This window comes from Bacteroides sp. 51 (assembly GCF_010500965.1).
Lineage (GTDB): Bacteria > Bacteroidota > Bacteroidia > Bacteroidales > Bacteroidaceae > Bacteroides.
In genome coordinates this window covers 24,362-48,382 of record NZ_QVMI01000002.1, presented here as the reverse complement: position 1 = coordinate 48,382, position 24,021 = coordinate 24,362, and the positions used below count along the sequence as shown (strand labels likewise).

The following is a 24,021-nucleotide window of genomic DNA, read 5'->3' as shown; positions in this document are numbered from 1 at the left end:
TACAATATGAGAATAAAAGAATTGCGTAAAAAGGGAGCGGATCAGGTTCTAAAATATTTCTTGCAATTACAGCGTGGTGAAATATTCGCTGTAATGCGATGGATTGAATATACAGGTTGGATTATTGACGAGTCCTCTCCAGATATTATCGTAATAAGATCACCCATGGGTGGACAAATTCGCTTGGTAAATGCTATTCAATTCGATTCAAAAAAAGAATGTGTGTTCATGAAGGATAAACTAAACAGTGAAATCGTCAAAGAAAGCGAACCAGAACATTGGTTTCCTACTTGGGTAGAAACTTATAATCGGACACACAAAGATGATCCCAAATAGCAACCATAGTTTAAACTGTAATATACATCACATGAAAACGAAGAAAATAAAAATAGTAACAGAGGTAGAAATTGAGTACAATCCTAAATTAATCAGCATAGACGATATACTCTCAGAAATTGATTATTCATTTAATGTGTTGGAGGGTCATGCGGATGTTGCTAAAATTAAGGATACGGAAATTATTGATTGGCATTAATAATTAAAGATATGGATAATATACATAGCACTATAAACTATAAAGGATTTACCATCAAAATCCATTATGACTACGATGCCCGCTCACCACGAGAAGAGTTCGACAATTTGGGCACACTTTACACCGCTCATCGAAGCTATCAGCCAGAAGAGGACTTTTACAAACACTTTGAAGCAGAAGAAGTTTTCGATGATCAATTTGGAGTATTTACCAAATTATTTCTGAAGAAGTATATAAGTCTTCCTGTTTACCTCTACGATCACAGCGGACTTTCAGTAAACACTACCGGATTCTCGTGCCGCTGGGATACCAGTCAGTTTGGAATCATCGCTGTATCTATTGCGGATATTAAGGCCGAATATGGCTGGAAGAATCTAACAACAAAACGTCGCAGACAGATTGAGACTTACCTTGATGGAGAAATAGAAACCTACAATGATTATTTAACTGGTCGTGTGTTTGGATTCACGATAGAGAATTCCTGCGGTGAAGAAATTGACAGTTGCTGGGGATATTATGGAGAAAGTTCTATCAGTGATATTGAGAGGGAGTGTAAACACTCTATCGATTGCACTCTTAAGCTAAGAAAGGAAAGAAGAAGCAGTAGCATAATCATACCAGAAAACAACACATCTCCCCAAACTCATAAATGAGATTATGACAGACAACGAGTACCTATTGCCCGCACACTGGGCATCCGCTTTAATCAACGATGATTACAGTGGATATAGCGATGAGGATGTAAACGAAATCCGCCAGTTTTTGGCAGAAACATCTGGTTATCCTTTATGCCCGGAAGAGTTTGAACCGGGATTTATGCCATTCAATGATGCAGGAACAAAAGCTTGTGATTGCATAAATTTCATATTCAGAGTTGACAATAACGAAGAAAAAACACCATTCAAAAACTAATTCAAAACATCATGGCATATATTAAAATAACACCGGAGTTCTGGGACTTTATTGAGAAGTACCTTCCTAATTACTACAACAGAGATGATATTGCCCGTCAATCAGACTTGCAGATGTACATTGATGGACATGAATCACCTGTGGTCAACGAGTTAACCATTGATGAAGCTGAGGATGAGTTGAACACACTCTTACTTAATATTTTTCAAGAGGCTATTGATGCTTATTCCAAAGGGTTCGGATCTGACTGTCCAGAGTGTTCAATACACACATCTGACTTTTGCCCCTCTTGTGGTAGGAAGCGAGCAAATGAGGTTAAACTTCAAAATCCTTGGCGCTGTGCTGAGTGTGGTTCTCTTTCCATACAATTGCGAGCGTGGGTAGATGCCAATACTGATAAAGTACACAGTAAAGATGTTTCAGAAGAAGAGGATTTCTGGTGCGATTACTGTGGACAACACAGCAGACAACTACAAGAAGAGGAATTGATAAAGGAAATTGATGAATGGTGGGAAGGTATTGATGATGAAACTAAAGAAATTGTAACCGATGCGAAGTATTGCTCATCTGATATGAATCCGAATGCAGACAGGTTATTTGATGAGGCTTGCAAAAAGTTCTGGGAAGCTCTCTCTAATGAGCAAAAAATTGAGTATTGGAAACATTACACATACAATTCAGAAGGAACGAAGGGAGAAGAAATTTAATTCGTTTTCAAACAAATGACTTTATTCACATTACCCATCAGCCCATCCGGATCAATTAACTCAAAAGTTTGCGTGGATTGGTCAAAGTGAAACGAAATTTGGTCGTTGACATGCATTAGTGCCGCCAACTTATTCACGTCAAAGAAACGGTTTAGGTTCAACGCAAAAGCAATCATCTGATCATTGTCAAATTTATACTCCCTAAGTTTCAAAACCAAGGGTGTGGACAGCTTTAACTCATCTGTGCTCATAATCTGCATTATAGATTTATGAGAATAAAGGTAATACAATTATAGCAATCCAAATGCTTTTTGACCAGTGAAGTTATTAACAAAATATTCAATTAACTTATAATTCAGAAGATAATGAAGATAATGAGTAAGACTATTTTTCTAGGATTCAACCAAATGACTACTGAAGAAGTTGCTATCTGGGCAAAAATGTTGCAAAAGGATGGTTTTACTTCACAAGAGATTATCGCCTATCTGGAAGGCATAGATAACTGTCTAACTATTCAGGCATCTATGTCAATACTGAACAGTCATCGTGGAAAGATCAAACGGAACCGGATTACAGCCAAAGAAGTGCTTTACCAAGCGGCTACTAATGTACCCATACCTGAGAGATTTATTGAAAATGATTAAACCTTATAATAAATGAGAAGAATATTATTACAATTGCAAGACTACTTCAAATCCAAGTCAGAACTCACAGGACAAGAGCAATTCTTGCTAAAGGAAATCTCTGGAGAGTTAGAGTTTTACATTATAAGCCGCTTGCATAGGGATGACCTTAAAGGCAAGGGCTTCGACATTTCATCAATATCCGACGAGACTATGTCTGAGATTGCAAGCCGTCTGGAATCGGATTACACGGAGCAGTTGTTCTGGCAGAGTCTGGAAATCATTGCAAGCATCGGTTTAAATGTGCCCAAAAGTAAATTATTCTGTCCCATTTGTGAATGCTATGATATCAACTACCAAATAGAGACGAATGAGCACGTATGTCAAGGGTGTGGAACAGAATGGTCAGACCAATTTGTATTGGTTGAATATCCAGATGATTCGACATACTTTGAGGAAGAAGAGATTGGATATCCCAGCTTTATCAGAGAAGACAATGGAGCACGATATGTTCCTGAACACGAATACATTCTGCAATTTCAGAAAAAGCCTGATCCTGATTTATATTATCGCGTTTGCCAGTGGCCTGATTCTCAGGATTTACTTGACGAAGTTAAATCGGATGACTCTATGGAAGAGGTTACAGACGAGAAAGGATTAAATGAATTTATATGTCCTGCGTATTGGGTTCATGTCCCACCAAGAAAAATGGAAATTCAGCATGAATATAATTATGATTTCGAACAGTTAGTGCTTTGTCGCTTTAAGGATCTTGATGAACTGAAAGTCAGAGTCGAGGAGATTGGACTCAAGGTATTGTCTATTACATATGAAGATATGGAACATCGTGATGATCCAGAATCAGGATTTAAGCAGGCTGATTTGTCCCTATTGATAGATTTAGATGCTGGTAAAGAAGGTAAATACGCCCATGTGACTATTTTCTATTATGTGGATAGAACTGAAAATATTGTTATTGTTGAAACTGCTTTCCGCTGGGAATAATATTTATGATAGAACAATCTCACATACCTTCCAAAAGTATAAAACAAAAATAAAAAGACAGATATGAATCATACCGATTTTTACAAACTCAATCAAAGAATTAAAAAACAAGAATACGACGAGTTATTTCTCGCCGTACAAGCCCATGGTGGCTGTTACCAATGGGCAGGAGGCGATGATGATGAAAAGCCACTCATCGCTGTCAACCCCAACAGCATAAGTCCTGACCCGATAGATGTATTTATCAACAAAGTCGAGATCGTCAATGGATTCTTGGAAATATATGGTCGCGACAAAAATAATGATGATGAGGTCGATTTTGGCCCCGAAGATGTGTTTACCGAAGGATTAGGATACATTATTGATTGCATTTCAGAAACAGACAAAGTTTCTGATGTGACGATAAGCATGTATGATTATAAAGAGGTTCTTGCAGACATCTGCTATGAGCTTGGCGTATCACAAGTGACTATCAACAACAATTCCAGAGCACTCATTGCCAAAACGATTGAATGGGCGGACGAATTTGATAGGCTACATAAAAACACAGATTGGCATGAAGTCGATTATCTGAATGCTATTCATGAGTTTACCCGAAAGAAGATTGCCCATTATAAGGGACATATATACCACACTTGTTCCTGTTGTGGTCATGGTGTTTTTCAGTATGAGAAAGTAGATGACGAGAAGAACGAAATTACATTGACTTGCGATAATTGCGAGGTGGAAATTATTGGCCATGAGGCCGATTCTATCTATCATAAAGCTGAGAAAATATTAAATCCCAGCTAAAATGAGTAAAACGTTAATTGGAAATAAGGCCAAGAAGATGCTTGAATTTCTCCTTGACAGAAGCAATGGCAAGGATAATTACAAGATTTATGCCGAAAGTAAATATCGTTGCAAGGGTATATATAAAGGAGATATACTTTTTGTTGTATTCGACAATAGTGGTGGAAACTGTAATGTGGAAGAGTTCGCATCAGAGTTAAAAGCCAATGAATGGTTATCGGGTGCCAGTTTTACCGAAAGGGACTATTTATGTCAATGTACGAACTGTGGGACCATTCTTATTGATGAGAGTCCACAAGTTGGTGCTAAGAAATTCATCCTTTCCGGGAATGAAATTACCATGGAACGATTCTGTGATGAAGATGGCGGATTCTGGGGGTGCCCGAAATGTGAGACCGATAGTTATTTGGTGGATCCGGATATGCTAAGAATAACAAAAACTAATACCTGAAATCAGACAAGATGACTGAAAAGAAAATAATTACCCAAATCGAATCCTTGAAAGATGTAGATGGGATTTTTACTCTATCCGAAATCAAATACGTTTTTGAGTATATCTGTTTTTTCAGGTGTCCGAAAGATAAACGTGTGGAATACATCAACGATCTACTCCTCAACCGAATGGACCTATACGAGATGATTGTAGATATGCGAGATGGTATTTGCATGATCGACGAAGGTTTATTTGAAGAGAGCCTGACTCAGCTACGAGCAGCCTTCGTTAGTATGATTGATAAATTTGCCGAATATTTTGCCATTCCGGGAACTACACCATATTACAAAAACCTTTAATTCAGAAAATAAATGAGAGTACAAGCAACAATTATACTGGGGGACGATGCTACCAGATACTATAATGAAACCGGAAGAATCCCTTCAAAAAGAAAATTGGATGAGCTCGGTGGTATTATACTGGATAAAGAGTTCGGCTCCAAAGAAGAATATGACGCATACATAGCAGCTTTGGAAGAATCCGATGGCTGGGACGATTATATCGTAGCCCAAGAGACTCATGACTTACCTGATAAATATAGTTTGGATGACCGAATCAAACATTTACTTGCCGAGGGACCGTTAGTTGCTCTTTATTTTCTGATTGGTATTAATATCCTGAAAGATACTATTGATAATATGAAGGATGAAGAACTTACCAGTATGTTTGAAGGACTAATGCATCCGGAAAGAGTGCGCAAGAATATCGAACACCTCTATGATAAAATGAATACCAATAAAACCAAGCCATAATAAAACGAGTAACAACTAATGAAATTACAATCAAAATGATAAAACCCAAAGTTTATATTGTATCCTACTACGGACATAATGTAGAAATAACATTAACCTCAGTTGCCCCTGAAAGAGAAATTACAGAAATTCCTGACCCTGTACAAGACTGGATCATTAATGCCATTTGCGAGGATTACAGAAGTGGTGAATTTACTTCCGATGAATGCAAACAGATTATTGAGGGAAATATGTATACTCATTATGCTGGGACCTGGCGAATTCTGGAACTCAATTTTGGAGTTATGGAGAATGTAATTCTCTGGATCAACAATCATTATCCGGATGAATCACTTACCGAAGAACTCTTTGTCAAATACTTCGGGATATGTGACGGCAAGCACTTTTATGGGAAATGGGAAAAAACATTCAACAAGAACTTCCTGGATATGATTAACTACTTCCGGAATAGTGGTAATAAGGGGCAACTATTCTGTAACATGGCTCTGGAGCAAATAAATAAATATAAAATTAGGGAGAATAAAGTATGATAGAAAACAATAAAAACACTCTTATTATCAAAGAAGAGGAAGGGGATATGATTGATATAACTCTATCTCCGGAGAGATACCCGATTTGTTTTAATCGCAAAGTTATAGAGTTTATGGATGCCAATGGACTGAGTCGCGAAGAGGCCGAAAATATAATTGCAAATTCACCCATCCAATTAGAATTACTATACTCAATAGACCAAGGGCTTTTTGCTATTGAGTCAGAACCTTTGGCGTATATTCCGGCATACAATCCATACACCGGTAATGAGATTCCGAACGAGAACTTGCCGACGCCGGAAGATAATCCGCTTAAAACCCTCGACACTACCATCTGTCAACTCACAGACCTACCCACAGTGCTCAGAACTGAAGTGTACGACAAACACGATTTCTCCATCGAACACATGGGCAAGCTGGAAGAGGCGATGGAGTTGATTGAGGGGGCTGTCAGCGCCTTGAATGACATTGACCTTACAGAAGAGAGAGAACGAACCAATTCATAAAATGATATGGAAATAAAACTGCATCTACCCAGCCCCGGTGAATTCGAACGGTATTATGAAGTACCGACAAGCGACTTCTGCATGGATAATGGAATTTATCTAATCGGTGAAATGAAAACCAGTTGTTTCGATTTTGGCCCATTCGATAGAACAATTGAAGACCTATTGAAGGCAAGTATGTTCGCTGATGAAGAGCCAGACAAGATTACAAAACTGATTGAAGAGCAATGCGAGTTTTTTGCAGAACACCTTGGCGTAGTTTACTATAAATACGGTATTCAGCAAGCGATAAGTATTAGCGCCCTCACCGAAAGCATTAAATCGGAATTAATGTCGCTGGTCTCGGAGTGGCGATGTACAGAAGAAGAAACGCAAACCATTCACAAGCAACTTGTAGAAAGGATGATAACTGATTCAGATTTCATCGCGCAATATAAACAATCATACACCCATCAATCCTTGAATGAAGTCGCTGAGTCTGTCGCCATATATATAACTGGAGGTGGGCGGATTGAAAGATACTTTTTGGATAAGAAATATCAGGATGTGTCCTGGCAGTTGGTCGGTAATAAACGTATAATGGACATGGATGAGGTATGGTCTGTATTTTGTGAAACACTAAAAGGAGGAACAAATCATGAGTAATAAAATGGAAAGAGAGATTCGCTTTAGAGGAAAACAGATCGGCACCGGTGAATGGAGAAATTGCACTTCCATTGATGTGTCAATAAGCGGAACAGTCCTAATCGGCTATGAAGAAGTCGATCCCAAAACAGTTGGCCAATATTCGGGCATAAATGATAAGAATGGAAAAGGAATCTACGAAGGCGACATTGTTGCTTGGGTAGATGGAGGTGGTAATGAAAGAGCAGATATAGTTCAGTGGAAGAATGCCGGATTGAGTTTAACCAAGACAAGTTTAGCTATTGGAAGCTATATGTCTGTGCTTGGAAATATCCACGACGACCCCGAAGTAATAAAAACAATAATAACATAACATTATGAAGAAAGATAAACCCTACAAAGTAAGTTATGACGAGTTGGCCGAGCGCCACAGCATCCCTTTCGGACTGGAGGAAGAAATTCGCAACCGAATCAATTCTGCCAATCGAACCCGATCGTTTACCAAACGCACACTGGAGAGTCGTTCTATTGCGATGCAAAGAGAGTATCAGGGCATTCTGAAGATGGAGAAGTCCGTTATCCACATAATCCAAACGGCATGCAACGAGTACATCAAAGTACGTGCCCAGCTTTCATTAGAATGGGACTATAACAAACACATGGAAGCTCAGAAAAAGCTTTCTACATTACTGAAGAAGCATAAACTTCAAATGAGCGAACCGTTTATATCCGTGATTACAGGTTACCAATTCCACTAACAACAATCATAATTCATCATCATAGGCAGGCACAATAGTCTGCCTTTCTTATACCAATAATTGTATGGCACAAAAAGGCAAACTAACCACCGCAGATTATCTGACTGTCGATCAGTTCAATCAATTCGCGACTGCCCTTCATGATGACGGGCAATACACTTGGGAGCTCTTTTGTCGCATGGCTTTTTGCTGTGGTCTAAGAGCGTCCGATGTTCTGCAACTCAACTGGGAAAGTATTCTGGATAAGAATGAACTCACTATTGTAGAAATCAAGACCGGTAAAATCCGGGAAATAAATATGAATGGATCCGTCCGTAACAAGATAAAGGACTTGTATCTTCTGATGGGATCCCCTAATCCTCATCAACCTATTATCTACAATCCCAAAACCAGAAAACGGTATACCATTCAAACGGTGAATGAGAAGCTCAAGCAATTCCGGGTAAAGTACCGATTGAATATTAAGAATTTCTCGACCCATACTTTCCGGAAAACATTTGGCAGAATGGTATATGAGAGTTCTGGACGTTCTGCAGAGGCACTTGTCTTATTGAATAGTATATTTAAACATTCCAGTATACAGACCACAAAAACCTACATTGGCATCACACAAGAAGAAATTCAAAGTGTGTATAATCTCGTCCATTTTTAATTCATTTTCATCCCCTTTACTCTCTTATTCACCCTATTCTTAACAGATAGCCGGTTGGTATCAGTTTGTCCTGTCACCGGTTATCTGCTATCACTTTGTATTACCCTAAAACATATTAATATGAGTCTATTAATCGGAATAAAACAAGAAGACGGAATCCGTTATATTTCCGTATCAACAGAATATGGACACAAATTCGACAAGGTTGTATCTATCCTCAGAAACTTTTATAAGTCGCCTGAAAAAGTGAAAACACTTATTGACCTTGGTAATCTTCACTGGCTGGGTCCATCACCTTACAATAAATCAAAAGGAAGTGAGGACCTGGTGAATTGTGAAGCAATCATCCGTGACAGGAAACTAAGTCCCGGGAAGCATGGATTCTGCTATACAGATACAGAAGAGAACTTTGTAAAGAAGCTCGATAGAGATTGTCACTATGGCTTAAACTGTTGTTTTCTTTTCGATGAAAATGAGTGGCATATCCTTATGGGTGGACATAAAGAGAATATCCGGACCATTGATGCCTCTGTCCTGAAAAAGGGCACTCGCATGGAAGGGCTTTCAGTATATGAATATTGCCTCGATCAAGACTATAATAGGTTAAGCGGAAAGGATTTTTATACCTGGCAAGAAGTACGACTAAGTGCCGATGAAAGTAATAAACCTTATTACATTTTCCGGGGAGAAAAACTGCTTACCATTATTCATCCAAACACAAATAAAGCATCTTAAAAAAATGAAGTATCCCATTATAGCCAACCGAATCCCACAAAGTCAGCGTGCTGCTTTGAATGAGAAGATACTCATGTCAGTTCTCAGGGGAAAGAAAGACTTTAGCAACATCGATATCTATAATTATTATACTGGTATTGGTGGTTTGCATGTCCTCAACGCTAATGATTTTGAAAACTACCACGAATATTCCGAAGCCAAAAAGAGTATCGAAATGGGGCAGTTCTTCACACCTCATGGGATTTGTCGGACAATGGTAGAACTAGCCGCTCCGACACCTGCTGATATGGTACTAGATATGTGTTGTGGAATGGGAAACTTCTTTAATCATCTTCCCAATGAATACAATGCCTATGGATTCGACATAGATGAGAATGCAGTAAAGATTGCTAAACGATTGTATCCGGATGCCAATATCTCGGTAGATGACTTGACGTATTATGATCCCAAAATGAAGTTTGATCTTATTCTGGGCAACCCTCCCTTTAACCTAACCATAGAAGAAGTCAAATCCCAACATTTCTTTACCCATAAAGCATACTGGCTCCTGAACCCGGGTGGGCTCATGCTGCTAGTGATGCCATACTCTTACCTGCAAAATGCATCAACTGATAGAATGTATATCAACATGATAAACCGCGACTTCAGTTTCATCGGACAAACCAAATTAGATGCCGATACTTTCAGCGCTGTAGGGGTAGATAACTATGAGACTAAAATTATGGCTTTCCTTTCCAGAACTGAATCCATGGAGATGAATCCATATAATCCTGAGGACTTTGTTTCATTGGAGGGTTTGAAAACAAGACTTGCTGATATAAATGTGGAAAAGAAGCGATTGAGACTTAAACTCCTTCAGGAAAGAAACAGGGTTGCTGAAGGCAATGTCGAGAGCCGCCTGAAGAAATATAAAGAATCCAAAGACACCAAATTAAAGGGCAAGGCGTTAAAGGTATCGCAGAAAGATGTTCAGCTAAACCTCATGTTTAAAAATATGTCATGCCATGAAGGAAGTCGTTCCTTTGAATATTTGTTGGAGAAGTACCTGTACGAACTTAAAACACACAAACACCTACAAAAACAATATCCGAAAGCCATTGCCTTTGTAGCAAAATTCCGGAATCAACAACCGCCAACCAACTGTTCGAAGGAAGTACGAGACAAATGGGAAAAATACGAAAAGATAACCCCAACACAAGTCCTGAACCGTTTGCAACGTATTATAAAACGGCAAAACATCAAGCCTGAGAAAAAATATGCTCTGCGAAGAACTCCATATGGTTATAAATTAAAGAACCTGGCTAATCCATACTCTGAAAGGAATACAGATAAATATGTTCCATTATACGACATTATCGCCAATGGAGCAGAACTTCCTTACCCCAATAAAATGACTCCGGAATTGCAAAGGCAATATCACATAGCTGGAAAGAATATAGCCAGAAAGAAAAGAGAATTCCAGCGTGAAAACGCCCAGTGGAAAGACATGGAGCGGAAAGAGGAACTGGATAGTTATATCAATAATCTCACTTTTGTGGGGATGAAACAAACTGTTTGCAGGTTCAATGAGCCACAGAAACATGATATGGGGCTCCTGTATCAAAAACATTACTCGCTTTTAAACTGGCAGCAGGGCTCCGGTAAGACCGCTGTCCTTTATCATTTCGGTAAATATCACATGGATAACCGGCGAGTGAAGAATGTTTTTATCCTGGCACCATCCATTGCCATACACATGACTTGGGGGCATTTTTTACGATACAATAACGAGAAGTTTATCACAGTATCCAAACCCGAACACTTTGATAGTATTCAGGAAGGTCAGTTTGTCATTCTATCGGTATCCATGCTGGGAAAAATTGATAATACGCTTAGATTGTATCTGAAAAAGAAATCACAGAAAGTCTGTTTGCTCTTTGATGAATCCGACGAACTTACCAGTGAAGTCAGCCTGCGTACCAAACGAACTTTGAAATGTTTCCGTCGGGTAAAATACAAGATGCTTGGAACAGGGACTACTACTCGTAATTACATCAGTGAGTTATTCTCACAGTTCCAACTCTTATACAACAGCTCTGTTAACTTTATGTGCCACTGCCCGGAAATCTATTATGAGGATGATAAGAGAGAGATACAATCACGGGCAAACCCATATTACCGGAAACCTTTTCCGCCAAGACGTGGTGCTACGTTGTTCAAGTCTTGCTTTAATCCTGGAAAGGCTTCGGTATTTGGCATTGAAAAGCAAAACCAGGATGTGTACAACAAGAGTAGCCTGTGGGAAATTGTTGGTAAATCTATTATTACCCGGAAGTTCAAAGAATTTGCCGGTGAGAAATACACCATACATACACAAACCGTTGCACCATCAACAGGTGAGTTTGGTGTTTACGAGAAAGTCGTTAAAGAGTTCTTCTCCATTGTCGATATGTATTTCAATAGTACGGGCGACCAGAAGAAAGATAATTCACTGGCCATTATTCGCCAGATACAGTTACTCATCAAAGCATGTTCTGTCCCCAGCCTTATGCCGGGGTACAATAGCAGTTCGTTGCCACAGAAAGTGCTACATATTGAGACTATGGTACACAATATCAAAGAGAAAGTAGCAATTGGTTGTACCTCTCTGGAAGCGCTTGAGTTTTACGAAGGACACATGAGAAAAGTTTTTCCGGACCGGCCATTGTTTATTATCAAAGGTGAGATTGCATTTGCAAAGAGAAAAAGACTATTACAGGATTTTCAGGGCACAAAAGATGGCATCTTGATCTGTATGCAACAAAGCTTGAAGAGTTCGGTTAATATCCCTGAATGTAATGAAGTCATTCTGGAATCATTGCAATGGAATATCCCTCGTATGGAACAGTTCTACTTCCGGTTTATTCGTTTTGACTCTGAAAGCCATACTAATGTACACTTCGTCAATTACTCAGACTCCATTGAGCAGAATATTATGGCACTAATCCTGACTAAAGAAAGACTCAATGATTTTATCCAGACAGGAGAGGTAACAGAAGAATCAGCCATTTTCGATGAGTTCGGCGTATCCACTTCCGTGATTGATAGTCTGTTTACCCGTACAAAGGATAAAGACGGTAGGTTCCACATCAGTTGGGGCCAACAAATTGTAGCATAACATTAATCAACTAATAAATTTACAACATGAATAAAAAGCATATAAACATATACGATGCCATAAATAGTCTCCCGGACGAACTAATTACACCGGAAATCTATCAGGCCGCTATCAAAGAAGCAAACATCAAGTTATTGAATATTCTGCCTGCGCAGTACATGACTGATGAGAATATCAATTATATCCTCGACCATTCCAAACAACATTATAGTTTTAATACATTCGATCTGGCTTCCATTCCGGAAAATGCACGTACACAGAAGGTATGTGATGTAGCCGTCAGTAAGTCGCTGAATAACTATTTCAAGGTACCGGTAGAAAAACGATCGGTACACATGTTGGGAGAAATCATGGGTTCTGCACATAAGCATTTGCATTATTTGCCATTGGTGCCAGAGACCAATTGGAATACAGAACTAGCCTTAGCCGGAATAAAATCCATTTATTCATCCGCAAGTAATAGTTCATCCCGGTATAATGGAAGATTCTCTTACTCCTCCGGAACATCCGATAAGAAGCTAGAAATGAAACTCATTCAGATACTACTTGCATACGTTCCGGGAGCACTAAAAACAAAAGCTTTCTATTTTTCCTTGTTCAGTACAAATATGGAAGTGAAACACATCGACTTTCTTATGCCTACGAAATATAAGAAGAAAGACTATTATATGGAGGTTGCCAGGAAGAATATACATGCTGTACCTAAGAATAAGTTGGATTATGACATATTTAAAGCAGCATTGCTTTCAGAGAAGAATAGCATATATGACTTCTTCGATAAAGACAAACAATTAAAAGAGCCTTTATTTGAAATTATGGACAATACTGTTGCTGATATCATTGTAACCCGTGATCCGGGTAAAATGGGTGAACTGCCTCAGAAGTTCTGGAAAAAGAAAAGGCTTATCCTGGCGTTGCAACATGAAAAGTCAGGCCATAACGTTAAACAAATCTATCGCAAATTTGATATAAACAAGTTTGATGATGATATCTGCCGTGCCATCGCGGTTAAACAGGAGTATGAATGCCCACAGTTTCCTCCACATATCTGGACACAGAGTTTCATTGATTTCTGCATGGAGAACTGCCAGTCTTATTACTGGTTCAAGTGTATGCCGATGGAATTACAAACACAAGAGTTGGTTAATACCATTATAGAGGCATCCATTTCTAAAATAATGTATGTCCGTGGGGAACTGATTACTTATAATATGGCTGTTAAAGCCTATAAGGAAGTTGACAGTTGGAATGGCAATCATAAACTGGAGGAGTACATTCCGAAGCATTATTTTGAGGACTTTGTATTCGAGACAGGATTGCCCAAAGAGTTCTTTGCCGGAAAGACGACGTATAACAATGTCCGTGAGAAAAGAGGGAACTATACCTACTGCGAGATCGGTAATTGTTATATTGGTTTCTTTGTAGATAAAGACGGACGCAATGAGATGAATCGTTTGATCATGACACGTCGTTCGCCAATGTCGCTGAAACCAACCATTGTATTTAGCCGTATGGTGGGTACATTCCATAAGACCTGGTTCGAGAAGATGATAGCTGATAGTGATCCTCAGTTTGAAAAACCAGTTCCAGGTAAAGGATTAAAAGGAAAGCAAATCAATCCATACCTGGATGTGAAACAAATCGAAACAATAGAAGGAACAAAAATCTATGCTCATTCGCTATTGGGAATAAACGTATTATTCACAGCTGAAAGCAATGACCATGAGTATGAGGCCGAATCGCTTTCAGGACTAAAGGAACAAATGTCTTATATGCTTCGGAAACAACTGAAGATACATGAAACAGCAACAGTTGATTCAATGAAAGAAAATCTAATAGTAAGACAAGAAGCTGTATAAAGTAACATGTTGATAACAGTGAACTTACATAGGATGAAATTAATGATGCATTCTTATCAATTTGGTTTTGATAATATAAAATATAAAAGCCATTCATAAAACATTAATCACAATAATTACTACTTTTGCATAAATATCAAACGATCTGTAATAAACAACTTCATCGTTTTATGATAAACAATATACAAATAGAGAACTATAAATCCATTCATTCGCTTAGTTTAGAGATGAAGCCTATTAACATGCTGATAGGCTCAAATGGTGCGGGTAAAAGTAATTTTATCAGTTTCTTTAAACTCTTAAAGAATATCTATGATGGACATCTACAGCAGTATGTTGCAATGGAAGGCAGTAGCGATGATTTATTGTACTTCGGGACTAAAATGTCGGACTTTATTTATGGTTGCCTAGAATTTAATGAAATAAATAAATATGCAATCAAACTGAACCCTAACTCAAACAATAGTTTATTTATTGAATATGAAGATGTTCAGTTTAACCGAGCAAAATATGGACACCAAAGTTTAGGATGGGATCATCGAAAACTAAGTGAAAATGCAACAGAAAGTGAACTAAGGATGAAATTCTATGGCCGATTTAGCTTCATGAATGATTTTATGCAATCCTTTCGCGTCTTTCATTTTCATGATACTGGCAAAACTTCTAGCTTACGAAAGGCTGCTTTAATCAATGATAACGAATTCTTGAGAGAGGATGGAGCAAACTTACCTGCATTCTTGTACTGGATGCAGGAAAAGTTCCCAAAAGAATTTAGAAAAATAGAAATGACGATTCGGTCGATAGCTCCTTATTTTGATAGATTTAACCTTGCACCCGATCGGTTAAATGATAATCAGATTCGCTTGAGATGGAAAGAAAAAAACTCGGATGCTTATTTCGACGCGAAACATTTATCGGATGGGACCATACGTTTTATTGCTCTTACGACCTTACTCTTGCAGCCAGAGGCACCTCAGGTTATTATTATTGATGAGCCCGAGTTAGGATTACACCCTTTTGCTATCAATAAACTGGCAGGATTAATGAAGAAGGCATCGATTAAAACTCAAGTTATCGTATCTACTCAATCAGTCAATCTGGTTGATAACTTTGAACCAGAGGATATTGTAACAGTCGACAGGGAAGAGCAACAGTCCATCTTTAAACGTCTGAATTCAGAGGAACTTAAAGAATGGCTCGATAATTATACTATCAGCGATTTATGGAATAAGAACGTGATCGGAGGCAGACCATGAAAAAGCTTGTATTTATTGTAGAAGGCGAGAGCGAAAATGAGTTTGTTAATAGAATTTTACGCCCATATTTAATATCTCAAGGTATTCCCGATCATCATATAAAGTCTATAATGATAACAATGAGCGGAGGAGGACATGGGTTTAATAGTATTGAACACTTCAAAAATACCATTAAACCGGTTCTTCATCGTAAGGATCATCCTATTGTTACTTCCTTTATCGATCATTACCGGCTAAATAGTGAAAAGAAACTACCCGGATATGCAGAGTGTGTAAAGGAAACCAACATAGAGCGAAAATTGACAAAAATGGAAGAGAAGCTGCAAGAGGCCGTACAGTCAATAATACCTTACCGTTTTTTTATTCCTTACATTCAACGACATGAGTTTGAAACACTTCTTTTTGCAGAGCCTACTGAAGGTTTTGACTTGGAGGATGAGCGAATAAAGCAAGATGTAGTTGAACTATGTAAACAGTTTTCGTCAATCGAAGATATTAACAGTACGCCACAAGGCGCTCCCTCTGTACGTTTAGGTGATATATACGCAAAGTATAAGAGAAAATATAATAAAGCAGCAGATGCAGTAGATATTGCGGAACTTACTACTATAGAAAAAATACTTGAGAAATGCCCTCGCTTTAAAAGATGGATAGACCTATTGATTTCTCAATGCACATAAAGGGGGGCATTTAGCCCCCCCCTTATCCAATCTTTCACACACAACTGTGTTATTCTCTCAAAGTCGCAATACCAATAATAAATCAACTAAGAACAAAAAGACTAACAAGATTTATTTTTTCAATCAAATAATTCAACTTTATATCATCAAACTCACCTGAATTTATTATTTTGGAAATATAACTATTTAGAGGCCTATTTCCACTATTGCTAAATCGAGAAATCACTAAAACTTCCAGCTTGCCATTATCGTCTACTTTATACAACTCATTCGTTTTATAATTATTCCGTTGGTTATTATAAAAATAAAGCAAAAGTGCCTCTACATATGAAAAATTAACGCTACATGAGGGGGACACTTTATCTTGAAAAATATCTTCAAACTCGTTGACCAATTCTTGTAAGGAAATAGTATAAGACGCTATTCTTTCAAAGAATCCAGACTTTAATGTCTTTGCATAGATGAGAAAAAATAGCAAATGTGGAAATAAATAATGACCCTTGGGAAAGAAGTTAACGACTAATCTGGCATGTCCAAAAATCTTTTCTTGTTGTCTTAGTGTTGTTCCTCTTAATATAGTTTCGGCCATCCCTAATAAGCGTTCTTTATCATCGGCTAATTCTGATACTCTTATGCGCTCATTTGATTTAAAAAAATCATCATATTCGTAATAATCATATAGATAGTTACAAAAATCTTTTGTATCAGGAACAGGTAGAGAATATTCCAGATCAATAAATCGCCTTAGATATTCATTTGCATTGATATGTTCACTACCATATACGCCTTCAATCGCATGACACAATTGAATTTTGTCAATAGATAGGGCAAAAACAATTCCATCCACAGAGAAAAAGTGCTTCATTTGTTCCAGAACTTCAACAGCATAATTAGGTCTACATCTATCCAATTCGTCTATGATAAAGACTATTGGCTTATTGCCTCTAACGGTTTTCACAAATCGTTCTAACTCATTTTTAAAATCTTTTATCGTTTGCTTTTTACTGGAGTATTCTTTAATCTCTTCTTCTAAAATTTCGGTAGCACCCTTTGTTGCATTTTCAATTGCATCGACAAGAATTTCTGTATCAATATACTTCTTTGCAATTCCTTTGATCAAAGCCGGAAGCATATTCTTTGACAGGATAGCACCTTTTTCAATCATAGATTTAAATATCGAACCATTTGAAGAGTTTGTAAAACAGTTCAATTCAGACATAATAGCAACTAAAGGATTGGTATCAAAATCGTTTTCCCAAGCATTAAAATATATTGTATTAAAATTGTTATTTTCGAGATGCTGTTTCCACATTTTGACAAACGTAGTCTTTCCTGTCCCCCACTCATTGTCTATTGCCATAACGAAACCATCTGAATAGGTTCTTACTATGTTCGTTAGAATAGTAGCGCATGCTTTTCTGTTTAACTTACAATTTAGAAAAGGATCTTCTTCATTAATGAGAATATCAGAATGCTTAATTTTCATTTGGTCTAAAATACATTAAAGATTAAATATTCAAAAATAAAAAGAAAAACAGACTTCTTAAAGAATTCTCAAAACAATAATTATGAACAGTTTATTGAATATCCACAACTATGATACCTATATCATATCATTTTCAGGCGGCAAAGATTCTACCGCCTGTTTTCTTTGGTTATTAGAACAAGGAGTTCCACTCCATAAAATTGAGTTATGGCATCAAAACATAGATGGAGACAATGGTCAGTTCTTTGACTGGGAAGTAACACCGGATTATTGTAGAAAATTTGCTGAAGCGTTTGGGGTTAAGATATACTTCCAGTGGAAGAGTGGCGGATTCAAAAGAGAATTATTACGCAATAACAGCCTAACTGCTCCAATTTGCTTTGAAGCATCTGAAGGAGGCATTAATGAAGTAGGAGGAACAAGAGGAAAATTATCCACTCGACTGAAATTCCCACAACAGTCACCGGATTTAAAAGTCAGATGGTGTAGCTCCTATTTAAAAATTGATGTTTGTGCCACATCAATTCGCAACCAAGAAAGATTCAACAACCAGCGAACATTAGTTATATCAGGTGAAAGAGGTGAGGAATCACCACAACGAGCCAAATACAAAATCTTCGAAGCGGATAAATCCGACGCACGCAATAGCAATAAGAAGAGACATGTAGACAGATTACGTCCTATAAGAGATTGGAAAGAACAACAAATTTGGGATATAATAAAGCGACATCGCATTCGTGTGCATCCATGTTATTATATGGGTTGGAATCGCTGTTCATGCAAGTTTTGTATATTTAGTGGAAGAAATCAATTTGCCAGTGCTGCTTATATAAGCCCAGAACAAATCAAAGATATAATCAGACTTGAAAAAGAGTTTGGTTGCACCATTAATCGAAAATGCGACCTTACAACCTTGATTCAATCTGGAACTATATATTCTGATATTACAACAAAATTGGCAAGAATTGCATTAAGCCACATATACACTCTCTCAATTATAATGTTAGATGATGAAGAATGGTTTTTACCAGCTGGAGCATTTGGCGAGAACTGTGGAAGCACCTAAGAACAAACATTTAGCCTCTTCCTCCAAACATTCTTAATTCAACTTATCTATTATTAAGTAACACCATCTCTACTCAATAGAGAGTCTACCATAAATTGAAACATAAACAAAAAGAATGATGAAAAACAATTGGACCGAAAAAGAATATCGAATGGCAACCATTCTCTCCATATATCCGTGGCTGGGAATAGTCTTGATTGGCGTAGTTGCTATTATCAAATCATGTATCGCGGAAGATATTGAGCCTATTGACAACAGTATAAATAAGAGCCGTGAAATTGTAAGTCATGTAGAAGTTGTGGATTCTACAAAAAATGGATTCAGGGTTGTTTATGGCACAGCTAGTGAAGTTACTAAAGAAAGATTGAATGAAATAATATCCCGAGAGCACATCGGATATGAATTCCAAAGAATCAAAACAGATGCACTACTCCACTATGGAAGCCTATTGAACACAGATATATATGATTTCGCTAGGTTCATCACCAAATACAAGATTGATAGCGACATTATGATCCACAATATCTTTGTATCAGGGAAGGAAAAAAGCCACCTTTATATCGGTCCGAATCCAAGAATTAATAATCCGGCTACTTTTATTAGCCCTTTAACCGAACAAGGAATACAGTATATAAATCATCAGGACGTTTGGGGGTTCATTCGTACTGGTGATCGAATATATCGTTACTGGAAATGTAAGGGGCTCAATGAGTTATCACGAAAAGACGAACGATTTAGCCACTTTTCAGAAGATGAAAGGTTATGGTAAACCTTGTATATGATATGGCTTTTCGATGAAAATTTAATCTGTATTTTACGATGATTATTACAATAAATAGAATAATTTTGTATTTGTATTTTATATAAAGATGACTGATTATTAGATTATTAATTGATTGAATTATATTTGATTAATATGATTACTAAAGATGAAAGTAGAGAAATCACAAATCAAATTTGTGAAATCAGAAATGACTGGAGAACTAATAGGTTTTGTTTCCAGCCATCCCAAAACTAAGCAGTTAAGAGGTGTAAGGGAACAATCGGGTTATGGTAAAAAGATCTGTGTACTATCTGAAGACTTAAAAGGAGAAGTTGTCCCCAACGTATTGTATGATGTTGAACTAAAGCAAATGCATAACCGGAAAGGTTATGTCGTTATTTCAGCAACCCCAATTAAGCAAAAGGTTCAAATCAGTACAAATATAGTTCCACACAGTATCTACCAGGTAACACTAACTTTTGGATACAAAATTATCTATTTCGATCCCTTGGATGGGAAATCCAATTCAAGCAAAACAATAAAAGGGGTTGTGGAGTTGCTAAATTCTCGTAAGGATATTGGAGACAAAGAATCCGTCATCAACGAGTTTAAACTCCACGCTGACTATTTAGTAAAAAGAATGCAGCAGGATGGGTACAATATTACAGAACATAGTTCCAGTTGAAGGAATAGCTACAGACGCTGCACACTCCACTAAACACGGGACAACAAGATATCGTGGGATAGACCTGAAAACCGGAAAACAACTATTCATTCGTGAGTTGGGTAACCAGACTGTAAACATCGGCGAGTTCTTAGGGGTAGTGGAGGCAGCCAAGTATATAATTGAAAATAATTATTTACCGGCTATTATTTACACTGACAGCGCAACGGCAATAACATGGTTTAAAAACAAAAAAACAGCCTCCAAAAAGAGAAATATCGAACTAAAGAAAGCAGAGATATTTCTGAATATCATGGCCGTGTATGTAGATAAGATCAAAGTTGAACATTGGGAAAATGATGCTTGGGGAGAGACGCCGGCAGACTTTGGTTTGAAGTGATTTTATGAGGTGACCGTTTCATTATTAGAATGTGCTGTGCTTCTCCGTTCGTGAGGATAGAGGGGCACTTTCTTGTTTATACAGACAGAACCAAATTTATTTTCCCTATCTTGTTCAATTATATTAGAGTATCCATACATCACCTTGGAAAATTTACAGGCGAAACCATTTATCTCTCAAGAGGCGTGTTGAAACAAAATAAAAATCATATATTTGCAAAAATGTGTTACACTTTCGGACCAGAAAGTAGAAGTCCATTAAATCGCTGATTATCAACAAGTTGCACCATTTAAGCGTTCTTATTGTAAATCACTGATTATCAAGCTCTTTAATATTTTGTATCGATAAGTATTTCTTAAAAAAGGGTTATATGGAAGCGGAAGAAATAACTGAATGGTACACCATTGAGGATATACAGAAGATATACCGCATGACCATAAAAGCCGTACATAATTTCACTTCTCGCCATAAGATTCCTAAGAAAAAGGAAAAGACCGGCAATACCACCTTGTATTCAAAGAAACATGTGGATGATATAAAGAATGCCCAAATCGGCGAAGATGGCTACATCACCATACCTGAAGCATGTGCCATGTTCAACGTTGATCGAGATACAATTTATAACCGATGCCAGTCATACAAGATACCAAAAATCAACAAGGGGAAATTCGTCATTGTGAGTGTTGAAGGACTTCGAAAAGTATTTGGATCCGGCAATATAGCCATAAATAATGTTAATGAGCAACAAAGAAGTAATATTATCGAAAATACAAATAGTGATAAATAGAACGAATCAATAACCAAATAAGTTACATGTATGAATACCAAAGTATATTTGAGAAAGAAGAAACTGAGTAAAGGAAGAGTATCGTTGTTTTTTGACTTCTATCCTCCCATTCGTATTCCTGATACCAATAAAATGACAAGACGCTATTTCTTAGGGATTCACTTGCCTGAGAAACCGAAGAACTTTGCAGAGCGTGAGCAAGTCAAAAGCATTATGGCGAAAGTGGAAATTATGCGTCTCAGAGTTCTTGAACAACTTATCAACGAGAAGTACGATTTCTATGATAAGGTGATTGAAAAGACAGACTTCTTAGCATATTTCCACAAAGAAGCCCTCAAGCATAACAAGAAATGGCTGTTTGTCTATCAACATTTTACCTCGTTTACAAATAACAAGTGCACCTTCGCAGATGTGAATGTAGCTTTATGTGAGAAGTTTCGTCAATATCTGATGAATACGACCAAGTTGAATGATAAGAAAGTGAAGCTAAAGCAAAACTCGGCAGCCGGATATTTTTCGACTTTCCGAGGTATGTTGAAAGATGCATATAAACGGAGGCTATTGAAAGAGAATATCAACGACTTCCTGGATAGAATACCAGAAGAAGAAACTGAGATTGAGTACCTGACATTAGACGAGCTTAATTTAGTAATTAACAGCAAATGCCCTTATCCGGTATTACGTAAGGCTTTCATATTTTCTTGTATTACGGGAATGAGGCGTAGTGATGTTCTCTCTTTACAATGGAGTGACATCAAAAAATTACCCAAAGGCGGATGGTATATCAATAAACGGATGATAAAAACTAAGAGTTTGGCAAACATACCTGTTGGAGAAGACTTGATTGAGTTGATAGGCCCATGCAAAGAAGGACTGGTCTTCAAAGGTCTGTCTGTGTATATGATGACTTATCCGCTAAAGAAATGGTTAAAGGATATCGGCATAAAAAAGGATATCCACTACCATTGTACAAGACACACATGTGCTACATTGTCTTTGGCATTGGGAACGGACATTATAACTATCAAACATATTCTCGGTCATAGGCAAGAGAGTACAACAATGCGCTATACCAAGGTGGTGAACCCATTAATGGAACAAGCCGCCAAAAGATTAAACATTTCAGCTATTGCTCAGAACCATGAAATGGATAAAGAAACTGAGATCTAAAACTGAACGTCTCAACAATGAGTCGAGAACTATAAAAGGAAACCAAAGACTGATAATACTGATGCTATTGTTAGTCTTTGGTATGACATTTACAGGTATAAGGATGTATCATCAGTTCAGCCCGGCATTTGCATTGGTTATATTTCCGGCACTATGTTTCGGTCTGTTCGTCCTCCTACTCTTGTTTATAAAGAGAGGGCTTGACTTAAAGACTGAGGAAGTTCTCAATAAATATAAAACTCATATTGAAACTCACAAGCTTGACAGAGAATGGTTAAACAAAAGATTACTTGATGAAAAACAGCTTAGTCACAATAAAGTAGGTGGTGAAATACATCGCCGGAAAAAGATGATTGTAGAATTTTGCATCCAACAACTCGACGCTTCCACCGAAAAAGTAAATCAAGAGATTTTAATACAGACAAAAGTAGCTATCCAAACCATGAAAGAAGAAATGGTCCAAAAGTTAGCAAATAGTCAGATTGAATATGAAGCTCAAATTAAGAAGTTGGAAGAACGACTTAGCCAAGAGCCTATCCCTTTACAACAATATCTGGATGCTATAAATATCAATAATAGCAATGAATTATCAGCGAGTGCAAAAAAGGTAAATGAAGCATTTAGTTACATCTATAAATATATAGACAACACATTAACCTGCAAGTTCTACGCTTATGAACTAGAGTATTTTAAGGTGCATGTTCTCGAGCATATAACAAACATTAAAGTTGACAAAGAGATTCAAAAACCTATTTCATCGATCAATGGTATTCAGAAAAGTGATTTGGGAGCGTTCCTACACAACCTTTTTGTAATGTGTAAATATTATAATCCACAATTGAAAAAGAGTGACTTCTTTGAGGATTGCCAAAAGTTTTTCGATAAAGAAGTGTGTGATACCGCAATACTTTTCACTAATAGCACAAGAATAGCTAATGGCCAGAAGATTTACCCCATAGACATGAAGAAGGATAATTTCTTCAAAGAATATCTCAAGGAACAACAATAGTCAGTCTTTTGATTATCCCACAAACTCTTAGCCTCAATGCTCTGAACAACCGGAATATTGAGGCTTTTCATTTTCATTCGTTAAACCACATTAATTCTTTGACGAAAACATGACGAACCTT

Annotated in this window: 31 protein-coding genes; 29 read left to right on the top strand and 2 right to left on the bottom strand. The window is 37.4% G+C overall.

The window, feature by feature from the left end; all coding sequences use genetic code 11:
• The first annotated feature begins 6 nt into the window (after positions 1 to 6).
• From D0T87_RS02140 to D0T87_RS02120, 5 genes are read left to right on the top strand one after another with little or no spacing between them, the layout of a single operon-like run.
• Complete coding sequence (locus D0T87_RS02140; RefSeq protein ID WP_163172406.1) at positions 7 to 336, top strand: hypothetical protein; 330 nt, start codon at positions 7 to 9, stop codon at positions 334 to 336.
• Positions 337 to 367: 31 nt separating this feature from the next.
• A complete protein-coding gene (locus D0T87_RS02135; protein WP_163172404.1) occupies positions 368 to 535 on the top strand; it encodes a hypothetical protein in 168 nt (55 codons plus the stop codon).
• An 11-nt stretch (positions 536 to 546) separates the two neighbouring features.
• Positions 547 to 1,188, top strand: coding sequence for a hypothetical protein (locus D0T87_RS02130; RefSeq protein WP_239063423.1), 642 nt, complete (start codon positions 547 to 549; stop codon positions 1,186 to 1,188).
• A 4-nt stretch (positions 1,189 to 1,192) separates the two neighbouring features.
• Positions 1,193 to 1,447, top strand: a complete 255-nt coding sequence (locus D0T87_RS02125; RefSeq protein WP_163172402.1) for a hypothetical protein — start codon at positions 1,193 to 1,195, stop codon at positions 1,445 to 1,447.
• An 11-nt stretch (positions 1,448 to 1,458) separates the two neighbouring features.
• Positions 1,459 to 2,154, top strand: a complete 696-nt coding sequence (locus D0T87_RS02120) for a hypothetical protein (protein WP_163172400.1) — start codon at positions 1,459 to 1,461, stop codon at positions 2,152 to 2,154.
• On the opposite strand, the gene D0T87_RS02115 is transcribed toward D0T87_RS02120, so the two are convergent.
• Positions 2,151 to 2,405, bottom strand: coding sequence for a hypothetical protein (locus D0T87_RS02115; protein WP_163172398.1), 255 nt, complete (start codon positions 2,403 to 2,405; stop codon positions 2,151 to 2,153). The two genes, D0T87_RS02120 and D0T87_RS02115, sit on opposite strands and share 4 nt — an antisense overlap.
• A 123-nt stretch (positions 2,406 to 2,528) precedes the next feature.
• On the opposite strand from D0T87_RS02115, the gene D0T87_RS02110 reads away from it, so the two are divergent.
• The 17 genes from D0T87_RS02110 (at position 2,529) to D0T87_RS02030 (ending at position 16,555) form a co-directional block, all read left to right on the top strand.
• Positions 2,529 to 2,798, top strand: a complete 270-nt coding sequence (locus D0T87_RS02110) for a hypothetical protein (protein WP_163172396.1) — start codon at positions 2,529 to 2,531, stop codon at positions 2,796 to 2,798.
• Between the two features lie 12 nt (positions 2,799 to 2,810).
• Positions 2,811 to 3,782: a hypothetical protein gene (locus D0T87_RS02105; protein ID WP_163172395.1), complete on the top strand. Its 972-nt coding sequence runs from the start codon at positions 2,811 to 2,813 to the stop codon at positions 3,780 to 3,782.
• Between the two features lie 63 nt (positions 3,783 to 3,845).
• Positions 3,846 to 4,574: a hypothetical protein gene (locus D0T87_RS02100; RefSeq protein WP_163172393.1), complete on the top strand. Its 729-nt coding sequence runs from the start codon at positions 3,846 to 3,848 to the stop codon at positions 4,572 to 4,574.
• Position 4,575: 1 nt separating this feature from the next.
• A complete protein-coding gene (locus D0T87_RS02095; RefSeq protein WP_163172392.1) occupies positions 4,576 to 5,025 on the top strand; it encodes a hypothetical protein in 450 nt (149 codons plus the stop codon).
• An 11-nt stretch (positions 5,026 to 5,036) separates the two neighbouring features.
• Entirely contained in the window at positions 5,037 to 5,366 is a 330-nt protein-coding gene (locus D0T87_RS02090; protein ID WP_163172391.1) for a hypothetical protein, read from the top strand.
• 12 nt (positions 5,367 to 5,378) lie between these two features.
• Positions 5,379 to 5,819, top strand: a complete 441-nt coding sequence (locus D0T87_RS02085) for a hypothetical protein (protein ID WP_163172390.1) — start codon at positions 5,379 to 5,381, stop codon at positions 5,817 to 5,819.
• A 35-nt stretch (positions 5,820 to 5,854) separates the two neighbouring features.
• Positions 5,855 to 6,349: a hypothetical protein gene (locus D0T87_RS02080; RefSeq protein WP_163172389.1), complete on the top strand. Its 495-nt coding sequence runs from the start codon at positions 5,855 to 5,857 to the stop codon at positions 6,347 to 6,349.
• Complete coding sequence (locus D0T87_RS02075) at positions 6,346 to 6,855, top strand: hypothetical protein (RefSeq protein ID WP_163172388.1); 510 nt, start codon at positions 6,346 to 6,348, stop codon at positions 6,853 to 6,855. Before D0T87_RS02080 ends, D0T87_RS02075 begins: the two co-directional genes overlap by 4 nt.
• Positions 6,856 to 6,861: 6 nt before the next feature.
• Entirely contained in the window at positions 6,862 to 7,500 is a 639-nt protein-coding gene (locus D0T87_RS02070) for a hypothetical protein (protein ID WP_163172387.1), read from the top strand.
• Positions 7,493 to 7,852, top strand: coding sequence for a YopX family protein (locus tag D0T87_RS02065; protein WP_163172386.1), 360 nt, complete (start codon positions 7,493 to 7,495; stop codon positions 7,850 to 7,852). The genes D0T87_RS02070 and D0T87_RS02065 overlap by 8 nt, the downstream gene beginning before the upstream one ends.
• Positions 7,853 to 7,856: 4 nt before the next feature.
• A complete protein-coding gene (locus tag D0T87_RS02060) occupies positions 7,857 to 8,237 on the top strand; it encodes a hypothetical protein (RefSeq protein ID WP_163172385.1) in 381 nt (126 codons plus the stop codon).
• 64 nt (positions 8,238 to 8,301) lie between these two features.
• Positions 8,302 to 8,889, top strand: coding sequence for a tyrosine-type recombinase/integrase (locus tag D0T87_RS02055; protein WP_163172383.1), 588 nt, complete (start codon positions 8,302 to 8,304; stop codon positions 8,887 to 8,889).
• A gap of 120 nt (positions 8,890 to 9,009) precedes the next feature.
• Positions 9,010 to 9,624, top strand: coding sequence for a hypothetical protein (locus D0T87_RS02050; RefSeq protein WP_163172381.1), 615 nt, complete (start codon positions 9,010 to 9,012; stop codon positions 9,622 to 9,624).
• 4 nt (positions 9,625 to 9,628) lie between these two features.
• The gene (locus tag D0T87_RS02045) at positions 9,629 to 12,760 is read left to right on the top strand and encodes an N-6 DNA methylase (RefSeq protein ID WP_163172379.1); all 3,132 of its coding nucleotides are present in this window, start codon (positions 9,629 to 9,631) and stop codon (positions 12,758 to 12,760) included.
• 26 nt (positions 12,761 to 12,786) lie between these two features.
• Positions 12,787 to 14,619 (top strand): hypothetical protein, encoded by a 1,833-nt coding sequence (locus D0T87_RS02040; protein WP_163172378.1) that lies wholly within the window; start codon positions 12,787 to 12,789, stop codon positions 14,617 to 14,619.
• A 170-nt stretch (positions 14,620 to 14,789) separates the two neighbouring features.
• Positions 14,790 to 15,875 carry an AAA family ATPase gene (locus tag D0T87_RS02035; protein WP_163172376.1) on the top strand — a complete coding sequence of 362 codons (1,086 nt, stop codon included), beginning with the start codon at positions 14,790 to 14,792 and terminating at the stop codon, positions 15,873 to 15,875.
• On the top strand, positions 15,872 to 16,555 hold the full coding sequence (locus tag D0T87_RS02030) for a DUF4276 family protein (RefSeq protein WP_163172374.1): 684 nt from the start codon (positions 15,872 to 15,874) through the stop codon (positions 16,553 to 16,555). Before D0T87_RS02035 ends, D0T87_RS02030 begins: the two co-directional genes overlap by 4 nt.
• Positions 16,556 to 16,637: 82 nt before the next feature.
• Here the strand turns inward: D0T87_RS02030 and D0T87_RS02025 are convergent, their stop codons facing one another.
• A complete protein-coding gene (locus D0T87_RS02025; protein ID WP_163172372.1) occupies positions 16,638 to 18,041 on the bottom strand; it encodes a P-loop NTPase fold protein in 1,404 nt (467 codons plus the stop codon).
• A gap of 82 nt (positions 18,042 to 18,123) precedes the next feature.
• Between D0T87_RS02025 and D0T87_RS02020 the strand changes: the two genes are divergently transcribed.
• From D0T87_RS02020 to D0T87_RS01990, 7 genes are all read left to right on the top strand, one after another.
• Positions 18,124 to 19,107, top strand: coding sequence for a phosphoadenosine phosphosulfate reductase family protein (locus D0T87_RS02020; protein ID WP_163172370.1), 984 nt, complete (start codon positions 18,124 to 18,126; stop codon positions 19,105 to 19,107).
• Positions 19,108 to 19,222: 115 nt separating this feature from the next.
• A complete protein-coding gene (locus tag D0T87_RS02015) occupies positions 19,223 to 19,876 on the top strand; it encodes a hypothetical protein (RefSeq protein ID WP_239063422.1) in 654 nt (217 codons plus the stop codon).
• A 160-nt stretch (positions 19,877 to 20,036) separates the two neighbouring features.
• Positions 20,037 to 20,555 (top strand): hypothetical protein, encoded by a 519-nt coding sequence (locus D0T87_RS02010; protein WP_163172368.1) that lies wholly within the window; start codon positions 20,037 to 20,039, stop codon positions 20,553 to 20,555.
• On the top strand, positions 20,521 to 20,934 hold the full coding sequence (locus D0T87_RS02005; RefSeq protein WP_163172366.1) for a ribonuclease H: 414 nt from the start codon (positions 20,521 to 20,523) through the stop codon (positions 20,932 to 20,934). The genes D0T87_RS02010 and D0T87_RS02005 overlap by 35 nt, the downstream gene beginning before the upstream one ends.
• Before the next feature lie 370 nt (positions 20,935 to 21,304).
• A complete protein-coding gene (locus D0T87_RS02000; protein WP_163172364.1) occupies positions 21,305 to 21,721 on the top strand; it encodes a helix-turn-helix domain-containing protein in 417 nt (138 codons plus the stop codon).
• Positions 21,722 to 21,751: 30 nt separating this feature from the next.
• Positions 21,752 to 22,891 carry a site-specific integrase gene (locus tag D0T87_RS01995; protein WP_163172362.1) on the top strand — a complete coding sequence of 380 codons (1,140 nt, stop codon included), beginning with the start codon at positions 21,752 to 21,754 and terminating at the stop codon, positions 22,889 to 22,891.
• Complete coding sequence (locus D0T87_RS01990) at positions 22,863 to 23,900, top strand: hypothetical protein (RefSeq protein ID WP_163172304.1); 1,038 nt, start codon at positions 22,863 to 22,865, stop codon at positions 23,898 to 23,900. Before D0T87_RS01995 ends, D0T87_RS01990 begins: the two co-directional genes overlap by 29 nt.
• The last annotated feature ends 121 nt before the right edge of the window (positions 23,901 to 24,021 follow it).